General features: G+C 43.2%; 13 protein-coding genes, 1 tRNA gene and 1 other RNA gene. 9 read left to right on the forward strand and 6 right to left on the reverse strand.

All coding sequences use genetic code 11. The annotated features are described in order from the left end of the window. The first annotated feature begins 122 nt into the window (after positions 1–122). The 5 genes from LNTAR_RS26060 to LNTAR_RS18580 all read left to right on the forward strand — a co-directional run bounded on the left by LNTAR_RS26060 (position 123) and on the right by LNTAR_RS18580 (position 7,045). The gene (locus tag LNTAR_RS26060; RefSeq protein WP_007280291.1) at positions 123–914 is read left to right on the forward strand and encodes a DUF1559 family PulG-like putative transporter; all 792 of its coding nucleotides are present in this window, start codon (positions 123–125) and stop codon (positions 912–914) included. A gap of 107 nt (positions 915–1,021) precedes the next feature. Beyond that, on the forward strand, positions 1,022–2,848 hold the full coding sequence (locus LNTAR_RS18565; protein WP_007280292.1) for a sulfatase: 1,827 nt from the start codon (positions 1,022–1,024) through the stop codon (positions 2,846–2,848). A gap of 78 nt (positions 2,849–2,926) precedes the next feature. Further along, positions 2,927–4,372 carry a sulfatase family protein gene (locus LNTAR_RS18570; protein ID WP_007280293.1) on the forward strand — a complete coding sequence of 482 codons (1,446 nt, stop codon included), beginning with the start codon at positions 2,927–2,929 and terminating at the stop codon, positions 4,370–4,372. A 133-nt stretch (positions 4,373–4,505) separates the two neighbouring features. Further along, complete coding sequence (locus LNTAR_RS18575) at positions 4,506–5,771, forward strand: thrombospondin type 3 repeat-containing protein (protein WP_007280294.1); 1,266 nt, start codon at positions 4,506–4,508, stop codon at positions 5,769–5,771. Between the two features lie 572 nt (positions 5,772–6,343). Continuing rightward, positions 6,344–7,045 (forward strand): REP-associated tyrosine transposase, encoded by a 702-nt coding sequence (locus LNTAR_RS18580; RefSeq protein ID WP_040915310.1) that lies wholly within the window; start codon positions 6,344–6,346, stop codon positions 7,043–7,045. Between the two features lie 219 nt (positions 7,046–7,264). On the opposite strand, the gene LNTAR_RS18585 is transcribed toward LNTAR_RS18580, so the two are convergent. Then, the gene (locus tag LNTAR_RS18585) at positions 7,265–8,581 is read right to left on the reverse strand and encodes a FecR family protein (RefSeq protein WP_007280296.1); all 1,317 of its coding nucleotides are present in this window, start codon (positions 8,579–8,581) and stop codon (positions 7,265–7,267) included. After that, positions 8,578–9,108 carry a sigma-70 family RNA polymerase sigma factor gene (locus tag LNTAR_RS18590; protein WP_007280297.1) on the reverse strand — a complete coding sequence of 177 codons (531 nt, stop codon included), beginning with the start codon at positions 9,106–9,108 and terminating at the stop codon, positions 8,578–8,580. The genes LNTAR_RS18585 and LNTAR_RS18590 overlap by 4 nt, the downstream gene beginning before the upstream one ends. A gap of 683 nt (positions 9,109–9,791) precedes the next feature. Between LNTAR_RS18590 and LNTAR_RS18595 the strand changes: the two genes are divergently transcribed. From LNTAR_RS18595 to ssrA, 3 genes are all read left to right on the forward strand, one after another. After that, positions 9,792–10,721, forward strand: coding sequence for a beta-propeller domain-containing protein (locus LNTAR_RS18595; protein WP_007280298.1), 930 nt, complete (start codon positions 9,792–9,794; stop codon positions 10,719–10,721). A gap of 411 nt (positions 10,722–11,132) precedes the next feature. Then, positions 11,133–11,216 (forward strand): ATP-binding protein, encoded by an 84-nt coding sequence (locus tag LNTAR_RS28280; protein ID WP_202944963.1) that lies wholly within the window; start codon positions 11,133–11,135, stop codon positions 11,214–11,216. 258 nt (positions 11,217–11,474) lie between these two features. Then, positions 11,475–11,838: a transfer-messenger RNA gene (gene ssrA, locus LNTAR_RS26750) on the forward strand. 149 nt (positions 11,839–11,987) lie between these two features. On the opposite strand, the gene LNTAR_RS18600 is transcribed toward ssrA, so the two are convergent. From LNTAR_RS18600 to LNTAR_RS18610, 3 genes are read right to left on the reverse strand one after another with little or no spacing between them, the layout of a single operon-like run. Further along, positions 11,988–13,418, reverse strand: a complete 1,431-nt coding sequence (locus LNTAR_RS18600; protein WP_007280299.1) for a sulfatase family protein — start codon at positions 13,416–13,418, stop codon at positions 11,988–11,990. Then, entirely contained in the window at positions 13,415–14,911 is a 1,497-nt protein-coding gene (locus tag LNTAR_RS18605) for a sulfatase-like hydrolase/transferase (protein WP_007280300.1), read from the reverse strand. Before LNTAR_RS18605 ends, LNTAR_RS18600 begins: the two co-directional genes overlap by 4 nt. Continuing rightward, the gene (locus LNTAR_RS18610; RefSeq protein ID WP_007280301.1) at positions 14,911–16,443 is read right to left on the reverse strand and encodes a sulfatase family protein; all 1,533 of its coding nucleotides are present in this window, start codon (positions 16,441–16,443) and stop codon (positions 14,911–14,913) included. The genes LNTAR_RS18605 and LNTAR_RS18610 overlap by 1 nt, the downstream gene beginning before the upstream one ends. Before the next feature lie 218 nt (positions 16,444–16,661). On the opposite strand from LNTAR_RS18610, the gene LNTAR_RS26755 reads away from it, so the two are divergent. Continuing rightward, entirely contained in the window at positions 16,662–18,410 is a 1,749-nt protein-coding gene (locus LNTAR_RS26755) for an Eco57I restriction-modification methylase domain-containing protein (RefSeq protein WP_007280302.1), read from the forward strand. Here LNTAR_RS26755 and LNTAR_RS18615 read toward each other — a convergent pair. Next, positions 18,376–18,457: transfer RNA gene (locus LNTAR_RS18615), tRNA-Tyr, on the reverse strand. The genes LNTAR_RS26755 and LNTAR_RS18615 overlap by 35 nt on opposite strands. Positions 18,458–18,476: the final 19 nt, after the last annotated feature.

The raw sequence follows: 18,476 nt of genomic DNA on the forward strand, positions 1-18,476 counted from the left end.
ATAGGCTTATTTTATTGAAACTTCAAAAAAAATAAAAAAAGCACGGCAGGTTTTGTTTGACTGCAAATTAAGTATTGATGAGTCACAAAATTTTATCTCAATGAGAGCTTAAAGGAATATATATGAAAAGACAGTTTACATTAATAGAGCTCTTAGTTGTCATGGCAATTATCGGCATACTTGCTTCACTACTGCTTCCATCGCTAAAATCGTCAAGGGAAAGATCTCGTCGAGTTGTCTGCAAAAGTAACCTAAGGCAAGTCTATACAGCGGCATTTATGTATCATGATGATAGTGGCTTTTTTCCTGTGGGTGGTGCGACAGTACTCAACAATACGCCTTGGAATCCCAATGGTTGGTCACAAACAGAGACCTATATTAGAGATATTATTCCCTATCTAAGTGCATCGAATCTAACAAGTTCTGAACGCCCGGCTGTATTAATGTGCCCAAGTAATTCTAGTATTGCTTTTAATTCAACAGAATCAACAACTTACATCTATACTGGGAACTTCCAAGAAGATGAAAGTTGGGTCATGTTTAGGGGTCTAGGTCGTCAAACAACGAGCACGACATGGCTAGACGGAGGTCCTAAAATACCAACGAAAAGAAGAACGTTTGCTACTTACGATGATCCGAGTCAAACCACTGTTTTTGCCGACATAAACCAATTTGTTAATAATAGTAATAAAATAATCAGAGTAAATCACTCTCTACAAGGGGGGAACAAATTTAAATATGTATCAGAGATTTATTTACATTCAGCAGGAGGCAACCGCAATACCTTAGACGGCGCGGTAAGATGGATAAAAGTAAATCAACTGGGTTATGATAGAGTCTCGAATGAAGACGCTTTTCCCAACACTTCTGGAAGTCGAAAATATGGCGCTGGTTCTCATTCTTTTTATTGGTAGAGCAAGTACTTAGAATTTAAAGTTGTGGTGCAGAAATTGAAAAATATTTTTATCGGCGGCCATCTAGTGAATTTACCAAAATCACAAAGATTATAATCAGGTTTTTTATGCGACTCCTTTTATTTATCGCTTTATCACTGTGCCTAAATGGCCAAGAGAAAGCAAATGTCATCCTCATTTTAGCCGATGACTTAGGTGTTTCCGATACCAGTTTAGGAGGCTCAAAGCTCTATCAAACGCCCAATTTAGAGAGGCTGGCTAAACGTGGAGTTTACTTCACCAATGCCTACGCTGCCAGCCCCCTTTGCTCGCCAACTCGCTCCAGTATTCTTACTGGGCAAAACCCAGCTAGAACAGGTTTCACGGCCCCTCATGGGCATTTGGAAAATGTTGTTTTAACTGCCCGGGCTGGCAAAGCTGCTGCGCCTTCAAAGAGACAAGTTTCGCCCGTATCAGTCAATAGATTATCGACAGAATATTTAAGCCTTGGCAAGGTTTTTAAAAATGCCGGATACAAAACAGCCCACTTTGGCAAATGGCACCTTGGCAAATCACCTTACTCACCCTTGGAGCACGGATTTGATATAGATATCCCCCATTGGCCGGGACCTGGACCTGCCGGTTCCTTTGTCGCACCTTGGAGATACCCTAATTTCAAAGAGAATTATCCCGGTGAGCATATTGATGATCGTTTAGGTGATGAAATCGCAAAATATATTAGCGAAAATAAAGACCAGCCCTTTTTTATTAATTTTTGGCAATTCTCTGTTCATGCGCCATTTAATGCTAAGCAGGAACTTATTGATAAATACAGAAAACTCATCGATAAAAACAATCCTCAACATAACCCCGTTTATGCTGCAATGGTTGAATCTATGGATGACAGCATAGGCAAAGTCATAGATGCCCTCGAAACAAATAAACTGATGGAAAAAACAATCATCGTCTTTTTTTCAGATAATGGCGGAAATATTCATAGTGTTGTCGATGGTACAACGGCCACAAGTAATAAACCTTTCCGCGGGGGTAAAGCCTCTATATACGAAGGAGGAACACACGTACCCGCTATTGTCGTTTGGCCAAATCAAACAAAAACCGGCGTTAGAAATGACAGTTTAATTCAGAGTGAAGATCTTTATGCAAGTATCTTAGAAATGGCTGCTTTACCGGTGGATTACCAGCAGGCAAAAGATTCCATTAGTTTTGTGCCCGTTTTAAAAGGTCAGGGAGCCAAAAGAAAACAAGTTTTCACCTACTTCCCACATTCACCAAATGTTCCCGATTGTGTACCACCATCTGCAGCCTTGAGGATCGGTGATTGGAAACTCATCAAAGTCTTTCATGACAATCCCGATTTAACTGACCGATTTGAACTTTATAATCTTGCAAATGACCAAGGAGAGATGCTTAACCTCGCTTCTCAAAACCCTGAAAAAGTTAAAAGTATGAATGAAGTCATTGATCAGTACCTTAGCAAGAGTGCATGTATAAAGCCTATCAAAAACCCCAAATATAATAGTAAATTCATACAATCTTCCGGAAAATTAAAAGCTCGTGGTCATGGTATTTTTTCCAAAGATAAAGCAGGCTTGTACATAAGAAAATACGCCGATAATCAAGATATGAGTTTCACTTTACCCACTCCTGCTCTCAAAGCAGGGAAATATACTTTGCAAATGGATATTCGATCGCTATCGGCTAAAGGAGATATTTTGGTCAAAGGCTTTTCACCAGGAACGAAAGTTACTGATTTTACAAAAATCAATTTAGTCGATGACGGTTTATGGCACCAAAGTACACATCCTTTTACAGTGATAAAAACCCCATCCAAAGTGATGAAGTTTATCCTAGATTTTCCTCAGGGGCAACTTCATTTGAGATCCCTCAAAATACTCGATGAAAATAAAGATCAAGTTATCAATCTAAAGTTTTAACACTTGTCTTTAATTGCGCCCTCCAGTAACCCGGCCTTTTGTTTGTAAGCCTTATCATTAATCAAAAAAAAGAAAAAAATGAAAATAGAAATGACAAAAAACCTTAGCCTTGTTTTGATTCTCTTGGCATCGATGGCTTATGCCGGTGAACGACCCAATATTATTATTATCGTTACTGACGATCACGGCTATGCCGACTTCGGGGCCTATGAAGGTGCCTCTCCAGATTTGAAAACGCCTAACTTAGACGCTCTTTCAAGTGCGGGTGCAGTGGTGACAAATGGCTACTCCACAGCTCCACAATGTACGCCTTCGCGAGCCGCTATTGCCACATCCAGGTATCAAACTCGATTTGGTTTAGATGATAATGATTTAGCACCTATGGACATAAATGAAAAGACTATAGCAGAAAAATTAAAAGACTCAGGTTATGCAACAGGCTTTGTTGGCAAATGGCATTTAGGCCCTAAAACAGGTAATAAGCTATGGATGGAGAAGAACTACCCTGAAGGTTTGAAACAAAAAAAGGCTAGTATTCCCGAAAACATTAGCCGTCCGTATTATCCTATGAGCCGAGGTTATAGCGATTACTATGATGGTTCAAAATCTGTTTACTTAAGGAATTTTGATTTAGAGGGGAAGGCCATAAAACATGAACGTGAAATCGATAAAAAAACCTTCCGAGTTGATAAGCAGACCGATGCAGCTTTAGCTTTCATTGATAAAAATCATAAAAAACCTTTTTTTCTGCACCTGAATTACTTCGCTCCTCACGTTCCCATGGAAGTTGTCAAAAAGCATTTTGATCGTTTCCCTGGTGACATGACTGAACGTCGCCGTTGGGGCTTAGCATCTTTAGCGGCCATTGACGATGGTATTGGAGCTGTCATGGAAACGTTAAGGAAATATAAAATCGAAGAGAATACGATTGTTTTTTACTTTGCTGACAATGGTGCGCCCCTTAAAATCAAGAAAAAAGATCTTCCCTACAAAGCTAGAGGCGGTTGGTCCGGCTCTTTAAATGGTGAGCTTGTCGGTGAAAAAGGTATGATTTCAGAAGGGGGTGTGCGTGTGCCGTACCTCGTCTATTGGAAGGGTAAAGTTCCTGCACAAGTTTATCGCAAAGCTGTGAGTACCATGGATGCAGGTGCTACCGCTTTGGCTCTGGCGGGTGTGGAAGTGAAAAAGGGCGAGCTCGATGGTGTGAACCTGATGCCGTATTTATCGAAGGGCAACAAGTCAAATCCACATCAATACCTTTATTGGAGGTTTTGGGGTCAGTCGGTCATTCGTTCAGATAAATGGAAATTTTTCGAACTGGAAAATGGCGTTCAGATGCTTTTTGATATGACGGATCCACTCCCCGAAAGAAAAAATCTGATCAAGACTTACCCCGAACTTGCCGCTGATTTACAAAAGAACTTAGCGACTTGGAGAAATCAGCAAAAATGGCCAGGCTTTGTAAAGAGCTATGGTCGTGAAGCCCAGTTTTTTAAACATTATTTTAAGCTCCATGAAGAATAAACTTTGTGATAAGCACTTCATATTCTCGGGTCAATAAGCCTTTTCCCAAGAATAAAAACAAGACAATTACCTTAATGTAGCTAATGGATTCAGCATACATATAAATAATCAATAAAAATTCCCGGAGTACCATATGAAGAATGGGATATCTAGCAAGCTTTTAGTCATGACTTGCTTGCTGTCAATAATTAGTCAGGCAGATACTAAAAAAGCATCTGTGATTAAGTCTACAGCCTCTACAACTAAGCTTGAGATTCAGGATGCAACAGACAAAAAAAATCTAGTCGGCATCAACTACTCGACCTGGCATTCATTGGCCTTTAGAAGAAACCAACCTATCCGCAATATCCAAAATATTCATAGAGGAAAAGGGAAGTTTGGTCACCGAGGATCATGGCACTTCTGGGCGGAACCCGCAGTCGGTTACTACCGTGGCGACAATGCGATGGTCATGGACTACCACTTTGAGCTATTCGAGGAAGCAAAAATTGATTTTATTATACTGGATGTCACCAACATCTATCCAAAATCGAAAATCAAGGATGAGTACATATACAAGCCTTTTGAAGTTATGGTGCAAGTGATGCGAGATCGTCAGCAGGCAGGTAAGGAATCGCCACGCATTGTCATGTGGTCTCCCGGCGTGCTCGCCGAAGAACTCGACGAACGCTATTTCTCTAAACCCGAATACAATGATCTCTGGCTCTATCTCGACGATGGTCAAGGAGCAAAACCGCTTTTCCTGAGTAGATTGGATAGAGACCAAATCCCTCAGCAGATCAATGATCAACTGACGATTCGTACGATGTGGGGGCTGCGCAGTAAACCAGCCGATCGCGAATGGTCTTTTCTCATGAATTATCCTCAAACTGTGGCAACAATTGATGAAAAACCCGAACAGCTAGTCGTATGCACCGCCTTACAAAAGAACTACATGTCCAATGAAAAGTCTGCCACTCCACGTGAACAGGGCAAGACTTTTCAGCGTCAGTGGTCACGAGCCTTTGAAATACGCCCTAAATTCATCGTCATCACTTGGTGGAATGAACTCATTGCCCAGCGTCAAAAAGATGGAAAAGATGGCCAAGTTCAGTTTGTCGATATGTTCCGTCCCGAATACTCTCGTGATATAGAGCCTGTTAAAGAACCTTATGGGGATATGTACTTTCGTTTTATGCGGGATTATATAAAAGCTTATAAGAAGGGAGAGCCAATGCCGATGGATTTACTCGAAGCTTTGGATAAGGGTTCTGATCGAGAAGATTTTGATATGGATGGTATACCCAACAGCGTCGAAGGCAGCAAGGATAGCGATGGCGATGGCATCAGCGATCAATGGGATCTAGACTCAAACAACGATGGCATTCCTGATGCTAAAAAGCCTCTTGAGAAGGAGTGAATAAGTCTGAGTTGGCTAATGGGAGCGCCGGCGACCCGCCGGAATTGTGATTTTAAATATCTCACCTAAATGGGAGCGCCGGTGACCCGCCGGCCTATTTAAAAGTAAGCATAATGGGAGCGCCGGCGACCCGCCGGCATAAATAAAAAAGCAAGCATAATGGGAGCGCCGGCGACCCGCCGGCATAATATTACATGTGCGTCTGCGACCCGCCTCATTGTGATTTTTAAGACCTCACCTAAATGGGAGCGCCAGCGACCCGCCGGCATAAAACACAAAAAACATACCTCAAACCATATTTTATTTGCATTAGATAACACTAAGTAAGAAATTTAAATGCGACCCGCCGCCATATATAAAAAAGTAAGCATAATGGGAGCGCCAGCGACTCGCCGGCAGATATGAAAAGTAAGCATAATGGAAGAGCCGGCGACCCGCCGGCATAAAAAAAACTTATACTCACACACTATATTTATTTGCATTACAAAACACTAAGTAAGAACTTCAAATGGCGCGCTTACATGGGAGCGCCGGCGACTCGCCGGCATGATAATGCAAATAAGGGGGAAAGAATGAGAGAAGAATTTAAAAATAGCGAGGCTTGGTTTAGCCGGGATTATTTACCTCATTACGATGTGGCGAATAAATACCAAATGCTGACTTATCGCTTAGCGGATTCTCTTCCAAAGCAAGTTCTCCTTACAATCACTCATAGCGCCGGCACCTCGCCGATATATGATAAGAAAGTTATGCATGATGGGAGCGCTAGCGACCCGCCGGCATACGAGAACATGACCCCACAAGAAAAAATAAAATACTCTCAAATAGTGGAACAATATCTCGACAAGGGCTATGGCTCATGCCTTCTCAAAGATTCGCGCAATGCGCAAATAGTGCTAGATACATGGAAATTTTTTGATAGCGATCGCTATGACCTTATTGCCTACGTAGTGATGCCCAATCATGTGCATGTTTTGATCAAGACTTACGAGGGCTGGCCCATAGCAAAAGTACTACATTCTTGGAAAAGTTATACGGCGAAAGAAATTTTAAAGAATGAACATGAAGAGGGTTCGAGTACTCATGCCGGCGGGTCGCCAGCGCTCCCAAATAAAGTTTGGCAACGTGAATATTGGGATCGTTTTATACGTAATGAGAATCATTTTTTAAAGGCTATAGAATACATTCATCAAAACCCGGTGAAGGCCGGTTTATGTGCCAATGCGGAAGAGTGGCTGTGGTCCAGCGTACATAGATTTAATAAGCTGAAGTAATCGGCGAGTCTTGTGAAGAATTATCTTAGAGACAGGGACATGTAAATCGGGATAGGTTTATTTATGCCGGTGGGTCGCCAGCGCTCCCATGCTTTTTTTGTGGTTAAAACTTAGATCTTAATTTACGTATGCCGGCGGGTCGCCAGCGCTCCTAAGTGAACACGAAGAGTTATCGAATTTTAATGCCGGCGGGTCGCCGGCGCTCCTATAAAAAACGCGCTAATTGCCATCTTCCATAGTTAATTCAAGCCTAGGGCCGGAAGCCTCGGGATTGAGGCTGCTGGCAAAGCCGTGAACTAGGGTTCCACCCAGAGTGCTACAAGATAAAATAAAGCCGACTTCAGAAGATTGATTAGACTTGATGAAATTGACTAGCTCGGGTGATTCGAGCCTAACGGTAGTTCTTAGATTTGCTCTGGAGATTTTAAAGCTGGCTAATGGCAAGGCATTTTTAATTTTTGGGGCATCAGCCCATTTCAAAAAGCCCGTTCTTTGCCATTGCTCATCTTGACCATCCTTGATGCCATATAAGTGGAAAGTACTTTCTGTAGGCATTGTTCCGACTTCACCAAGGCCGGTTGGTATTGAGTTTAAACTCAAACTGACCCTTGCAATATTGCTCAAATCCAGCTCATCGACTTTGAAAGCAAAAAGTGCGCGCCGATTTACATCACCTTTCTTGTTCTTTTTAACCATGAGGAAATTTTGATTGAGACGGCTTTGTTGATTATTAAAAACAATTGATGTTTCATGACCAATTGAACTCAAAATATGGGAATTAGCTTCATTTTTGAGAAAGCCCTCAAGATCAGAGTCTTGAAGAAGGTCGACTAAAGTGGAGGCATTCATTTGCGATGCTTCGGCGTCGCCCAAATGTTTAACTTCACCCAATTCGTGGTGCAAAGAGATTTCTCCTTCCAAAACTTTGAAATCAGCAGATTTTTGATCATCTGAAATACGAACAGAAAAACGCGTGCCATGATCAATGGCATAACCATTGGGGGTATTGACTCGGAAGCCCTGAGCTGACTCTCTCACATACATAGAGATATTGCCAGAAATCAATTTTACTTCCATAGCGGAAATGAGCTCGATTTTGGCAGGCGCTTCCAGAGTTAAATCAGCTCCGGATTTAAAGGCCAAAGTCGCCACACCTGATTTCAAATCGAGGGTGCCGGCATGGAGCTCTGAACCGGGCAGGGTGGCTTGACTACTTTCCCAACCGGCGTACTCGCTAGATTGAATCACAGCAATCGTATTTGCTGAATTAAAAAGGAAGAAGGCGGGAAGACAAATAAGCATGGCCGCGGCAGCCGCAAACCATAGAAAAGGATTGGAGCGCTTTTTTTGAATGTTGACGATATTCATGCCTTCTTGGGAATGACTGCGCAAGCCGGCATCCATCATCGTGTAGTCAAGGTACCTTTGACGCAGCTCGGCATTGGCTTCGAGAAGACTTTCCAATTCCTTGAATTCATCTTCGGAAATATTGTCGAGGAAGTATTTATGAAGTAGTTGATCGAATTTTTTACTCATGATTGCAGTGCCTTTTGTGAGTTCACACACTTGAAGAGAAGGTCTCTTAAACGACCCAGTTTTTTGTAGAGTGAATTGACTGAAACAGATTGATTGCTGGCTAAAACTTTTACTGAGCCGTGATTTAAATAGGGGGCCATAACCAATTGTTGATCCTGCTCAGATAACTTTTTTAAGCATTTCCCAACGGCATTTTGCCTCCAGGTATATTCTGCCTCATCAATTTTTTCAGCATCGTCGGCAAGTAAGTTCACTAGAGTCTCGCTAAATACCAAACGTTCATTTTTTTTCTTTTGCATTAAATTCATGCATTTAAAACGGATAATTGTTTTACCCCAGGGGAAAAAGCCATCTTCGCCATCGAGTTGATCGAGTTTTTCCCACATCACGATGCTGGCCTCCTGTAAAACGTCGTCGACATTTCTCCAGCTCGGCAATAGACTCCTAGCAAAGACGCGCAGGGCATTTTCGTGCTTTAAAAAAAGCTTCAAAAAATCAGCCTCTTTAAGTTCTGTTTTCTGGTCCATAATAAAATTCTCTTAGCTTGCTTTCATGTATACTAATTTGCTTAAATGAAAAACCTGCCGTCAAAACTCAAAAAAAGTAAATATTTTTATCGACTATCGCCTCAAGGTAGCGCTGCGCTCAAGGTGACAGGGATTAGGTGACAGGTTTCAGATAATTAACTAATTGGCTTGTGGCAACACTTGGGAGCCCCGCATTCCAATGCGGCATTAACTACATATAAAAATATTTAACCACAGATTCACACGGATTCACACAGATAGGGATCGCTTCGCTTAGGTTTAATCTTTTTATCATGTGCAAGCGCCATTGGTCTGAGCGTGCAATGATATAAAAGTTAAAAGGACTGACGCTTATGTATCGCTTCGCTTAGGTTGCGCTTCGCTTAGGAGGCGCTTCGCTTGGTAGCGCCGATTGCTAATCGGCTCAAAGCGCGGAACTAAATTTTTTTTGTCCGCCCGTATGGCAATACCTTGGGAGAGTCACATTAGAGCTGGGGCTATTTAAAGTAAGGTCGCGCAAGGATGTAAGTTTTTATTCTTAAGAGCTTAATTATGTGATTTTCTCAGGGCCTAATTTGAACTTAGAAGCCATTTTTGATAAAAGTTTTTCGTCTAAAAATTCAGCAATCTGTCATTCATTGTCCTTATCTCTACAATAAAAGAATGATTACTATTTTATAATAATGAAAGTGAGTATAAGAAAGATGAGAAGTATAAGTTTAATTTTTATATCCATTCTAAATGTGGCATTTGCTGCAGATTTAGAATTTGTCAATAAGGATGGTGCTGAGTTTAATAGTGAGGGTATTCAGGCGCTGATGGTGACTGAGCATTTAAAAGCGCAGGGGAAGTTGATACAGGATGGAGCAATCGCTATGAGATGGGCTTCATATGGCAACTGTCAGGAGGTCTGGCAGACGGATAAATTCACTATCATATGTGGGACACGTGGAGTTTGGAAATATGATAAGAAAAATACTCGCGCGATTTATTTTGAGCCAAAAATGCGACCCCTGGAAATTCATTCCTGCCAGCCATTAAAGGATGGGGGCATTCTTATCGCAGTGAATAAAGTTCTCTTAGAACTCAATCCAGGGGGAAAAATAACAAGGATGATCAAAATACCCTATTTGCGCAGTGAACAACGCCTGCAGATGAAAACAGTGAGAAAGCTCAGTGATGGAGGCTACGTCATTTCTGGCTGTGCTCAAAACAAAATTTATATCTTAAATAAAAAGGGTATGGTGACACGCACAATTGATTTAGATAAAATAGAGCTCCCCGCTAAAGTGCGAAGAATTCATGGTGTTGCCGTATTGGATAATGGCAATGTGCTGGTCGGAACAGGCTATGGAGCCTCTCTTGTTGAAATAGACAAGAAAGATAAGCTCGTGTGGTCTCTGACGGCAGAAGACCTTCCTACAATTGGTTTGAAATATGTCGGTAGTTTTGTCATTCGTGAAAACGGTAACATTATTGTCGCAGCTTATAATAGTGCTTACCCGATGTTCGAAGTCGATCGCAAAAAGAACCTTGTTTGGAAAGTCCGACGCGACAAAGAAAAGGGCATCGATTTGCCAACGGCCATTAACTTCGCAAGTGCTGATTTTTAATCGGTATTCAAACTGCGGATTTCGCAAATACGCACGCTAAAGAGGCTGTGTGAAAAATAAATACAGTTTACACTAGGGCACACGCCCGACAGAATGTAGCATGCACCGTGAGGTGCATGAAAGTTGAATTTAATAAAGTAAGTGCCCAAACTTGGGTCCGACACTCTATACCAGACTCACATCCGCGAGGTCTTGCCAGACAGGCGGATAAAAAGCATGTACCTATACAGCAGCATCTTGTATGATTAGCATTATACCTGTGGTTAATTGTGAAAACCAATCAAGAATATCAAGCTTATGATTCTTAACATACTGTAAATCATGATCTTACAGTTAACGCAATGACTTAAGATTTGTCCCTGCGGTTTTTTTGGCTCATCTCAGAAGGAATGTCGTTGCACTTCTATGTAGATTCAAAGGTATAGGAATCGTATCTCGGGCCCACTCTTGGACCATATTGATTTACACCTAGAAGTGAATCCTCTGAGTCAGTAGGAACTGATGAATAAAGCCGATGGCGAGAGCTCAGCATCCATCCGCGAACGGGCTGTAGAGGAACAATTCTGCGTACTTAACTAGTACTCATACTATCACCACACCCAGTAGCGAAGTATTGTTACACGGATGGAAATGTGATTTTTAAATGACTTTAGCAGTGCGAACAATCTTTCTACTCAGCGATCTTCCTACTGGATTTATTTCTTATTTTCCCTATTGAATTCCTGCTCAACTCACCTATAGTGAAATAGCCTTGGGGGCGCCCGGTTTCGACTGTTAGGGTTTCTCTTGAGTTGCATGTCGAGGTTGGCCGGTTGGCCTCGTAAAAAGCCGTCCAAAACATAAATGCTAACGATACTGATTACGCATTAGCGGCATAAGATAAGCCCGCTGCCTTTCCCACTCGACGCCTAATAGAGTGACGACAGGCCCAAACTCATTAGGCTGGCTTCAAACCTGAGCTTCAGGGGGGAGAAGTAAGACTTTGCTGCAGCTTGCCGCTTCACTGGTTTTGTTTACCGACAGGTGAGGAGGTCAAGAAATAAAGGTAAACTACACATGTAGACGCTCCTGTAGTACTTTACTCAGGACGGGGGTTCGATTCCCCCCGCCTCCATTAAAGGCCGTGAATTATTTTATAATTCACGGCTTTTTACTTTTTATATTACATTTAACCACATGCAGATCGGACTTGGGGAAACAAGAGGGGTCGCTGACGCTTAGGTTGGGCTCGTTCCGAGCTTGGGGTCCAGGCGGTGTATTTTGTGATCAGGCTTTTTTCTTCTTGGACTTTTTCTTTTTGTTATTCTTGACCGGTTTTGGATTATCGAGATCCATATCGTCGTTCATGTCTTTCATGAGTTTTTTGAGTTTGCCAGTGAGCTCTTGGATTTTTGCTGCGTACTCAGGGTTTTTAGCCAAATCCTTCATTTCTAGAGGGTCTTTGGCAGTATTGTAGAGGCGACTGACTTTAATGGTGGGGTAAACAATGAGTTTGAAGTCGCCGTCTTGGATCATGCGTTGAGTATGAGTGTACTTACCATAAATGGGGGCATATTGAACTTTTTTAGTACCTTCGATAAGGGGCATGACGCTATTGAATTGCACGTGTTTGGGTTTTGCGATCTTCGCAAGGTCGAGAGTGGTGGCCATAGCATCTTGAAGGTAGATGGGAATATTGAATTCTTGTTCAGCTTTGATGCCAGGACCAGCGATGAAGAAGGGGACCTGCATGGAATGATCGTACATGTTTTGCTTACCCACGAGTCCGTGGTGGCCAACTGAGAGTCCGTGGTCGGCAGTGAAGATGACATAAGTGTTATCTTTCATGCCACTTTTTTCGAGAGCGTCGAAAATGCGTCCGATCTCACGATCCATGTGAGTGGCGAGGGCAAAATATTCCTGACGGTGAACTTTTACGGCAAACTCGGTACGAGGAGAAGGCATGAGACGTTCGTCACGCAGACCAACTGGGTTACAGCCCATTTCTTCGTCGTAGGGGTAGTTACTCAAATAACTCTTTGGAACTTCGATTGAGTCGAGGGGGTACATATCGATGAATTCTTTGGGAGCTTGACGCGGGTCGTGAGTGGCGTTGAAGGCAATGTACATAAAGAAGGGCTTGTCATCTTTTGCGGCTTCGTTGATGAAATCAACACCGTGATTGCCGACGACTTCTGACCAGTGTGTACCACCAGACCAAAAACCACCTTGAGCTTTGTCCCAAGGTTTCCAACCATTGAGGTAATCATCCATATCTTTGGGGCGATTGTAGCCCGAGCCCTTGGGCATGCCACCACGAGCATCGCGAACAACATCAAAACGCGGTTGGCCTGGAACGTGCCATTTGCCTGTCATGTAAGTTTTGTAACCATTCTCTTTCATGATTTCTGACCAATGAGGGAATTCATTGATACCTTTTTGGGCTTTGTTAACAAAGAGGCCCGAGTTGAGCATGGCGCGACTGGCGACGCAAACGGCGCCGCCCCAAGCACCCATATTATAAGCACGATTAAAACTCGCACCAGAAGCCATGAGTTTATCGAGGTGAGGAGTTTTACAATTGTATCGTTGCATGGCACCAATAGTGTCGAGGCTCATGTCATCGGCAAATACGAAGAGGAAGTTGGGTTTCTCATTTTGTGCCGTGACACTCAAAACCATGAGTGAGCTACAGATAAGGTTTAAAATTTTGTTCATTTTTTCTCCTTTTTAGATTTTTTCTTTTTAGATATTGCTTTGACTTTAAATTTTTCTGGCTGATCGGGGTGACCTTGCTTGTGAATCTTTGAGGGAAAGGCGGACTTTTTATCCCAGGGATTAGTCTCAAGTTTAGTGTAAGTGGGATCATTATCAGTCTCAGGAAAAGTTTTGATGGCTTGACTCAAGCGATCGAGTACCGCTTTATATTCCGGGTTATTGATTAAGTCATTGAGTTCCGCAGGATCTTTCTCGAGGTCGTAAAGTTTTTCGGGTTTGCGGTCAGTGCTGATAAAGAGTTTGTAGCGAGTATCGCGAACGACGCGATCGCGGAAATAATAGACGTTTTCAACTCCCTTGTCAGTCATACGTGCAGGTTTTGAGCCCATGGCCATGATCCATTCGCGTTGACTTTTAGGTGCGCCAAGAAAGACTTCTTTGGCAGATTTACCATCATAAGTATAGTTGGGATCGATTTTAGCCCCTGCGAAGTCGGCAAAAGTTTGGTGCATATCGGTGAAGTCGACAATCGCTTTGGAGGTTTTTCCTTCAGGAATGATTCCAGGCCAGCTCACAATGAAAGGAGTATTGACGCCATTTTCAGTTGTCTTAGTTTTTCCACCTTTGACTTCGCGTCCATTCATATTGTTATTGATGCCACCCGAAGTGCCATTATCACAAGTCCAAACAATGATGGTGTTTTCGCGAATTTTCAGATCGTTGAGGTGATCGACGAGCTTTCCAGTGAGCAGATCAATGTAGTGAACCATAGCTTTGTGTTTCGCATATTTATCTTTGACATTAGGTTCCAGAGGGGTGTGAACGAGAGGACCATGAGGCAGGGCCATGGGGTAATAGATGAAAAAAGGCTTGTCTTTGTTTTCGCTGATAAAATCGAGTAAGAATTGATTATAGATATCGGGACCAAATTTACCGGGGTAGGTTTTGCTGCCTTCTTTAGTGTGGATATAGGGATTCCAGTAGCGTTGAGTACTGATATTTTCATGCTTTTTATCAGTTGAACCTTCGCAGCCAGTCCACATGCAGTAGTCATCAAAACCGTGCTTAACCATGGCGTCGGGATGAATGCGAAAATCATTGAGTTGCCATTTACCGGCGACGGCAGTGGTATAACCGGCAGATTTCATGGTACGGGCAATGGAAGGGTTTTTATTCCAGTCGTAGTAACCAGCGCCCCAACGTGGAGAGTCCCAGTGATTAACCCAGCCACTACGATAGGGGTATTGGCCGGTCATGAAGGCGACACGGCTCGGTGTGCACTGAGGCATGGAGTAGGCATTATCAAATTTTAAACCTTGTTCAGCTAATTGATCGATGCGAGGTGTTTTGATGTTTTCACCTCCATAACAGTTGATCCATTCTTTGCCGAGGTCATCTAAGAGGACAAAAATGATATTGGGTTTGTCTGTGGCTTCACGAGCTTGGAGCGCTAAGCCACAAAAAATCACGAGAGTGAACAGGGATTTGATCATTATTTCTTTTCCTTTTTAGATTTTTTCTTTTTACTTTTAGTCTTTTTGGCTTTAGCGCTTAGTGGAGAACTCCAGGATTTACCTAAACGATCGAGAGATTTAGTTCCGTACTCAGAACCTTCGTAGCTGCTTTTTACTGATTCATGCCAAGCAAGCATATCTTTTTTGAGTTTTTCTACGAGCTCGGGGTTTTGAGCTGCCACATCCGTTTTTTCTGAGGGATCAGATTTGAGGTTGTAGAGTTCGTACTTTTTACCGCCATTGTAGCTGAGGAGTTTGAAGTCGCCTTTGTGCCAAACAATGCGCGAGCTAAACATGATGCCAATTTCTTTGTCTCTTGTAAAGTCTTCATTATTAATGATCGGCATGAGTGATCGGCCGTCAGTAGCGTAAGAAGCTTGGGGGTGTGGGATATGTAGAGCGTCGAGAATTGTGGGCATGTAGTCCGAAGTAATACAGGGTGCGGAGATTTTGCGGGCTTCTTTGACTTTCGCCGGCCAAACCATGACGGCAGGAACGCGAACGCCACCTTCGTAGAGGTCGCGCTTGCGACCACGGAAGTGACCGGCACTGCCATTATCGGGACGTTCTTTACTTTCGGGGCCATTGTCGGAGCAAAACCAAATCATGGTATTGTCTGCAACGCCTTTATCAGCAAGGTGTTTTCTGAGGCGGCCAATTTGTTCATCCATGGCCGTGACACAACCTGCGTAGTTGCGGAGGTGGATGGGGTGACCTTTATACATTTCTTGGTGACGGGGACCAGCTACGCAAGGGAGGTGAGGTGTGTGAAACCAAACAACGGAAAGGAAGGGTTTTTCGTCAGCGACAGCTTGGTCAATAAAAGGAAGGACACGATCCATGATCACACGGCTATCATCACCTTTGAGGTTGTCAGTAATTTTCTTGCCCTCGATATCCCAGTAGAAAGTTCCGTAGGGTTTAGATTCTTCACCTTCTTTGACGTATTCCCAGCCGAGGTGCTTACTCTCACCCTGATCAAATTTAGCGGGTAGAATCATTGGATCGTAAGTGGGCACTTTAGATTCTGTTACGAAGGCATCCTCATAACCATGAAGTTTAGGTGGGTTAAATTCTTTTGTGTTGCCGGGTTTGCCACGATTGGCGTCTTTTTCCGTGTGAGTTAGGGTGCCCAAATGCCATTTACCGAAGTGACCAGTCGCATAGCCTTGTTCATTTAGGACTTCGGGGAGGGTGATTTCTTCTGGGCGTAGGAAGCCTTGGTTGGCAGTTGGCACGCCAGTACGGTAGGGGTTGCGGCCAGTTAGGACACTAGCGCGAGTGGGGGAACAGACACTTGAAGCTGAATAAAAGCGATCGAGTTGGAGGCCTTCTGCCGCCATTTGGTCGAGGTGAGGTGTTTTGATGACTTTACTACCGTTAAATCCTGTGTCGCCCCAGCCGAGGTCATCGGCCATAATGAGGATAACGTTGGGTTTTGCGCTCTCCGCAGAAATAAAAGGAGAGAATAGGGCTGCACTTGCAGCGATAAGTAGGGATTTTGTTTTCATGTAACACCTAGTTTTATATTGATTTGCTACTATATGCGTTCAGTGATTTGGTCTTTGGACGTCAGAGGAAAGAAAAAACCACTTTTTTTATAAAAACTTTTGATTTCACCAGGATTCTTCTCACTAGATGACTTTTTCAGCTGAGCTAATCGATGAATCTTGTAAGATTCGAGGAGGCTAGTACATTCGATTTTTAAATGAAATTTAAGAGCTGATTGATGCGGACTTCACAAAAACCCCAAGGACATAAGAGTTTAGCAGAACGCAAAGCGACTGGTGCGCATTACACGCCTAAAGCCCTCGCCGATTTTATGGCGAGGCAAGTCTTTGATTTTTGGTCAGGCAAGAGCAAGGATGATTTAGTCACCGTGCTCGAGCCGGCTGTGGGTGATGGACAACTCATTCAGTCTTTATTAGATGTACTCATTGCGGAAGGCTACTTAAATATTCAGGTGGTGCTTTACGATACAGATACAGCGGCGATTAAGTGTTGTCAGCAGATTTTAGAGAGAGCCTACCCCAAAGTGAAGTTTACTTTTTATGAGCGAGATTTTTTGGCGGATTTTCTAGCGAAGAAACGCAAGCGTAAATATGACTTAGTTATTGGCAATCCGCCCTATGTGCGAACTCAAGAAATGGGGGCTGATGCCTCGCAAGAACTGGCGCGCGAGTTTGCCTTGTCAGGTTGTGTGGATTTATCGCATGCCTTTATTTTAGCCGTAGGCAAGAGCCTTAAAAAAACGAGTAAATTCACTCTGCTTATCAGCAATCGCCTTTTGAGCCTCAAGGGCGCTTGGGCGATTCGTGAGCACATGAGAAAGCAATTTGCGATCGACCACTTATGGGACTTCGGTGATAGTAAATTATTTAAAGCAGCCGTCCTGCCTTTGGTTTTTGTCGCGGGTTTAGGACGTCAAAAACAAGTGCCACCCTTTACGAGTATCTACGAAGAGAAAGATTTAGATATTGACGATGCCTGTGAGAGGGAGCTCTTTGATAATATTGATAAGGACGGCTTGGTGAACTATCAAGGTTTGAATTTGCGAGTTTCGCAAGGAGATCTGGATTTTGGTGAAGGACTACAATCGCGGTGGACGCAAAAAACCATCCTTAAAGATGGCTGGTTAAAAGAAGTCGAGCGTCATACTTTCGGTCGCTTTGGGGACATTAATAAGATTTCGGTAGGGATTAAATCTACCGCCGACAAAGTCTTTATTAAACAGGATTGGTTGGGCATGAGTGATGACGAGCGGCCCGAAATGCTCATGCCATTGATTACTCATTTTGAAGCGGATCAGTATACGGCCGAAGTCAACCCTAGTTCCTTTGTGCTATATACACATGAGACGAGGGATGGCGAGAAGCGGGTGATCGAATTAGATGATTACCCCAAGACAAAGACTTATTTAGAAGCTAACGCACAAGTTTTAAAAGCTCGAAAGTATTTACAGGAATCAAAAACTCGTCGTTGGTATGAGGTATGGGTGGCACATGATCCCGCAAAGTGGCAATACCCAAAGATCGTTTTTCGTGATATTTCAGCTAAGCCACTCTTTTGGTTAGATGAGTCTGGTGCGGTAGTTAATGGTGATTGTTACTGGATGTCGAGTCAAGGCTTAGAAAATCTGGATTTAATTTACCTTGCTTTGGCGGTGGGAAACTCATCCTTTATCGAAAAGTTTTATGATGCAAATTTTCACAACAAGCTGTACTCAGGTAGGCGCCGCTTCATTACTCAGTACGTCAAAGAGTTTCCCTTGCCCGACCCCAAGACAGAGGGATCTAAGATGATTATTGAGCTCGTGAAAAAAACTTATGAGTCAGGAGTTTTTGATGATGAAGTCAAGAAACAAATTAGTGACCTAGTGGACTGCGCCTTTAATGTGGCGGATTTAGGCACAAAAAAAGCCTTGAAAAATCAAGGCTTTGAAGTGGTGGGGGAAGGATTCGAACCTTCGAAGGCGTAGCCGGCAGATTTACAGTCTGCTCCCTTTGACCGCTCGGGAACCCCACCAGGGGTTTTGAAGTGCCTT

It is taken from the genome of Lentisphaera araneosa HTCC2155, assembly GCF_000170755.1.
GTDB classification, from domain to species: Bacteria; Verrucomicrobiota; Lentisphaeria; order Lentisphaerales; family Lentisphaeraceae; genus Lentisphaera; species Lentisphaera araneosa.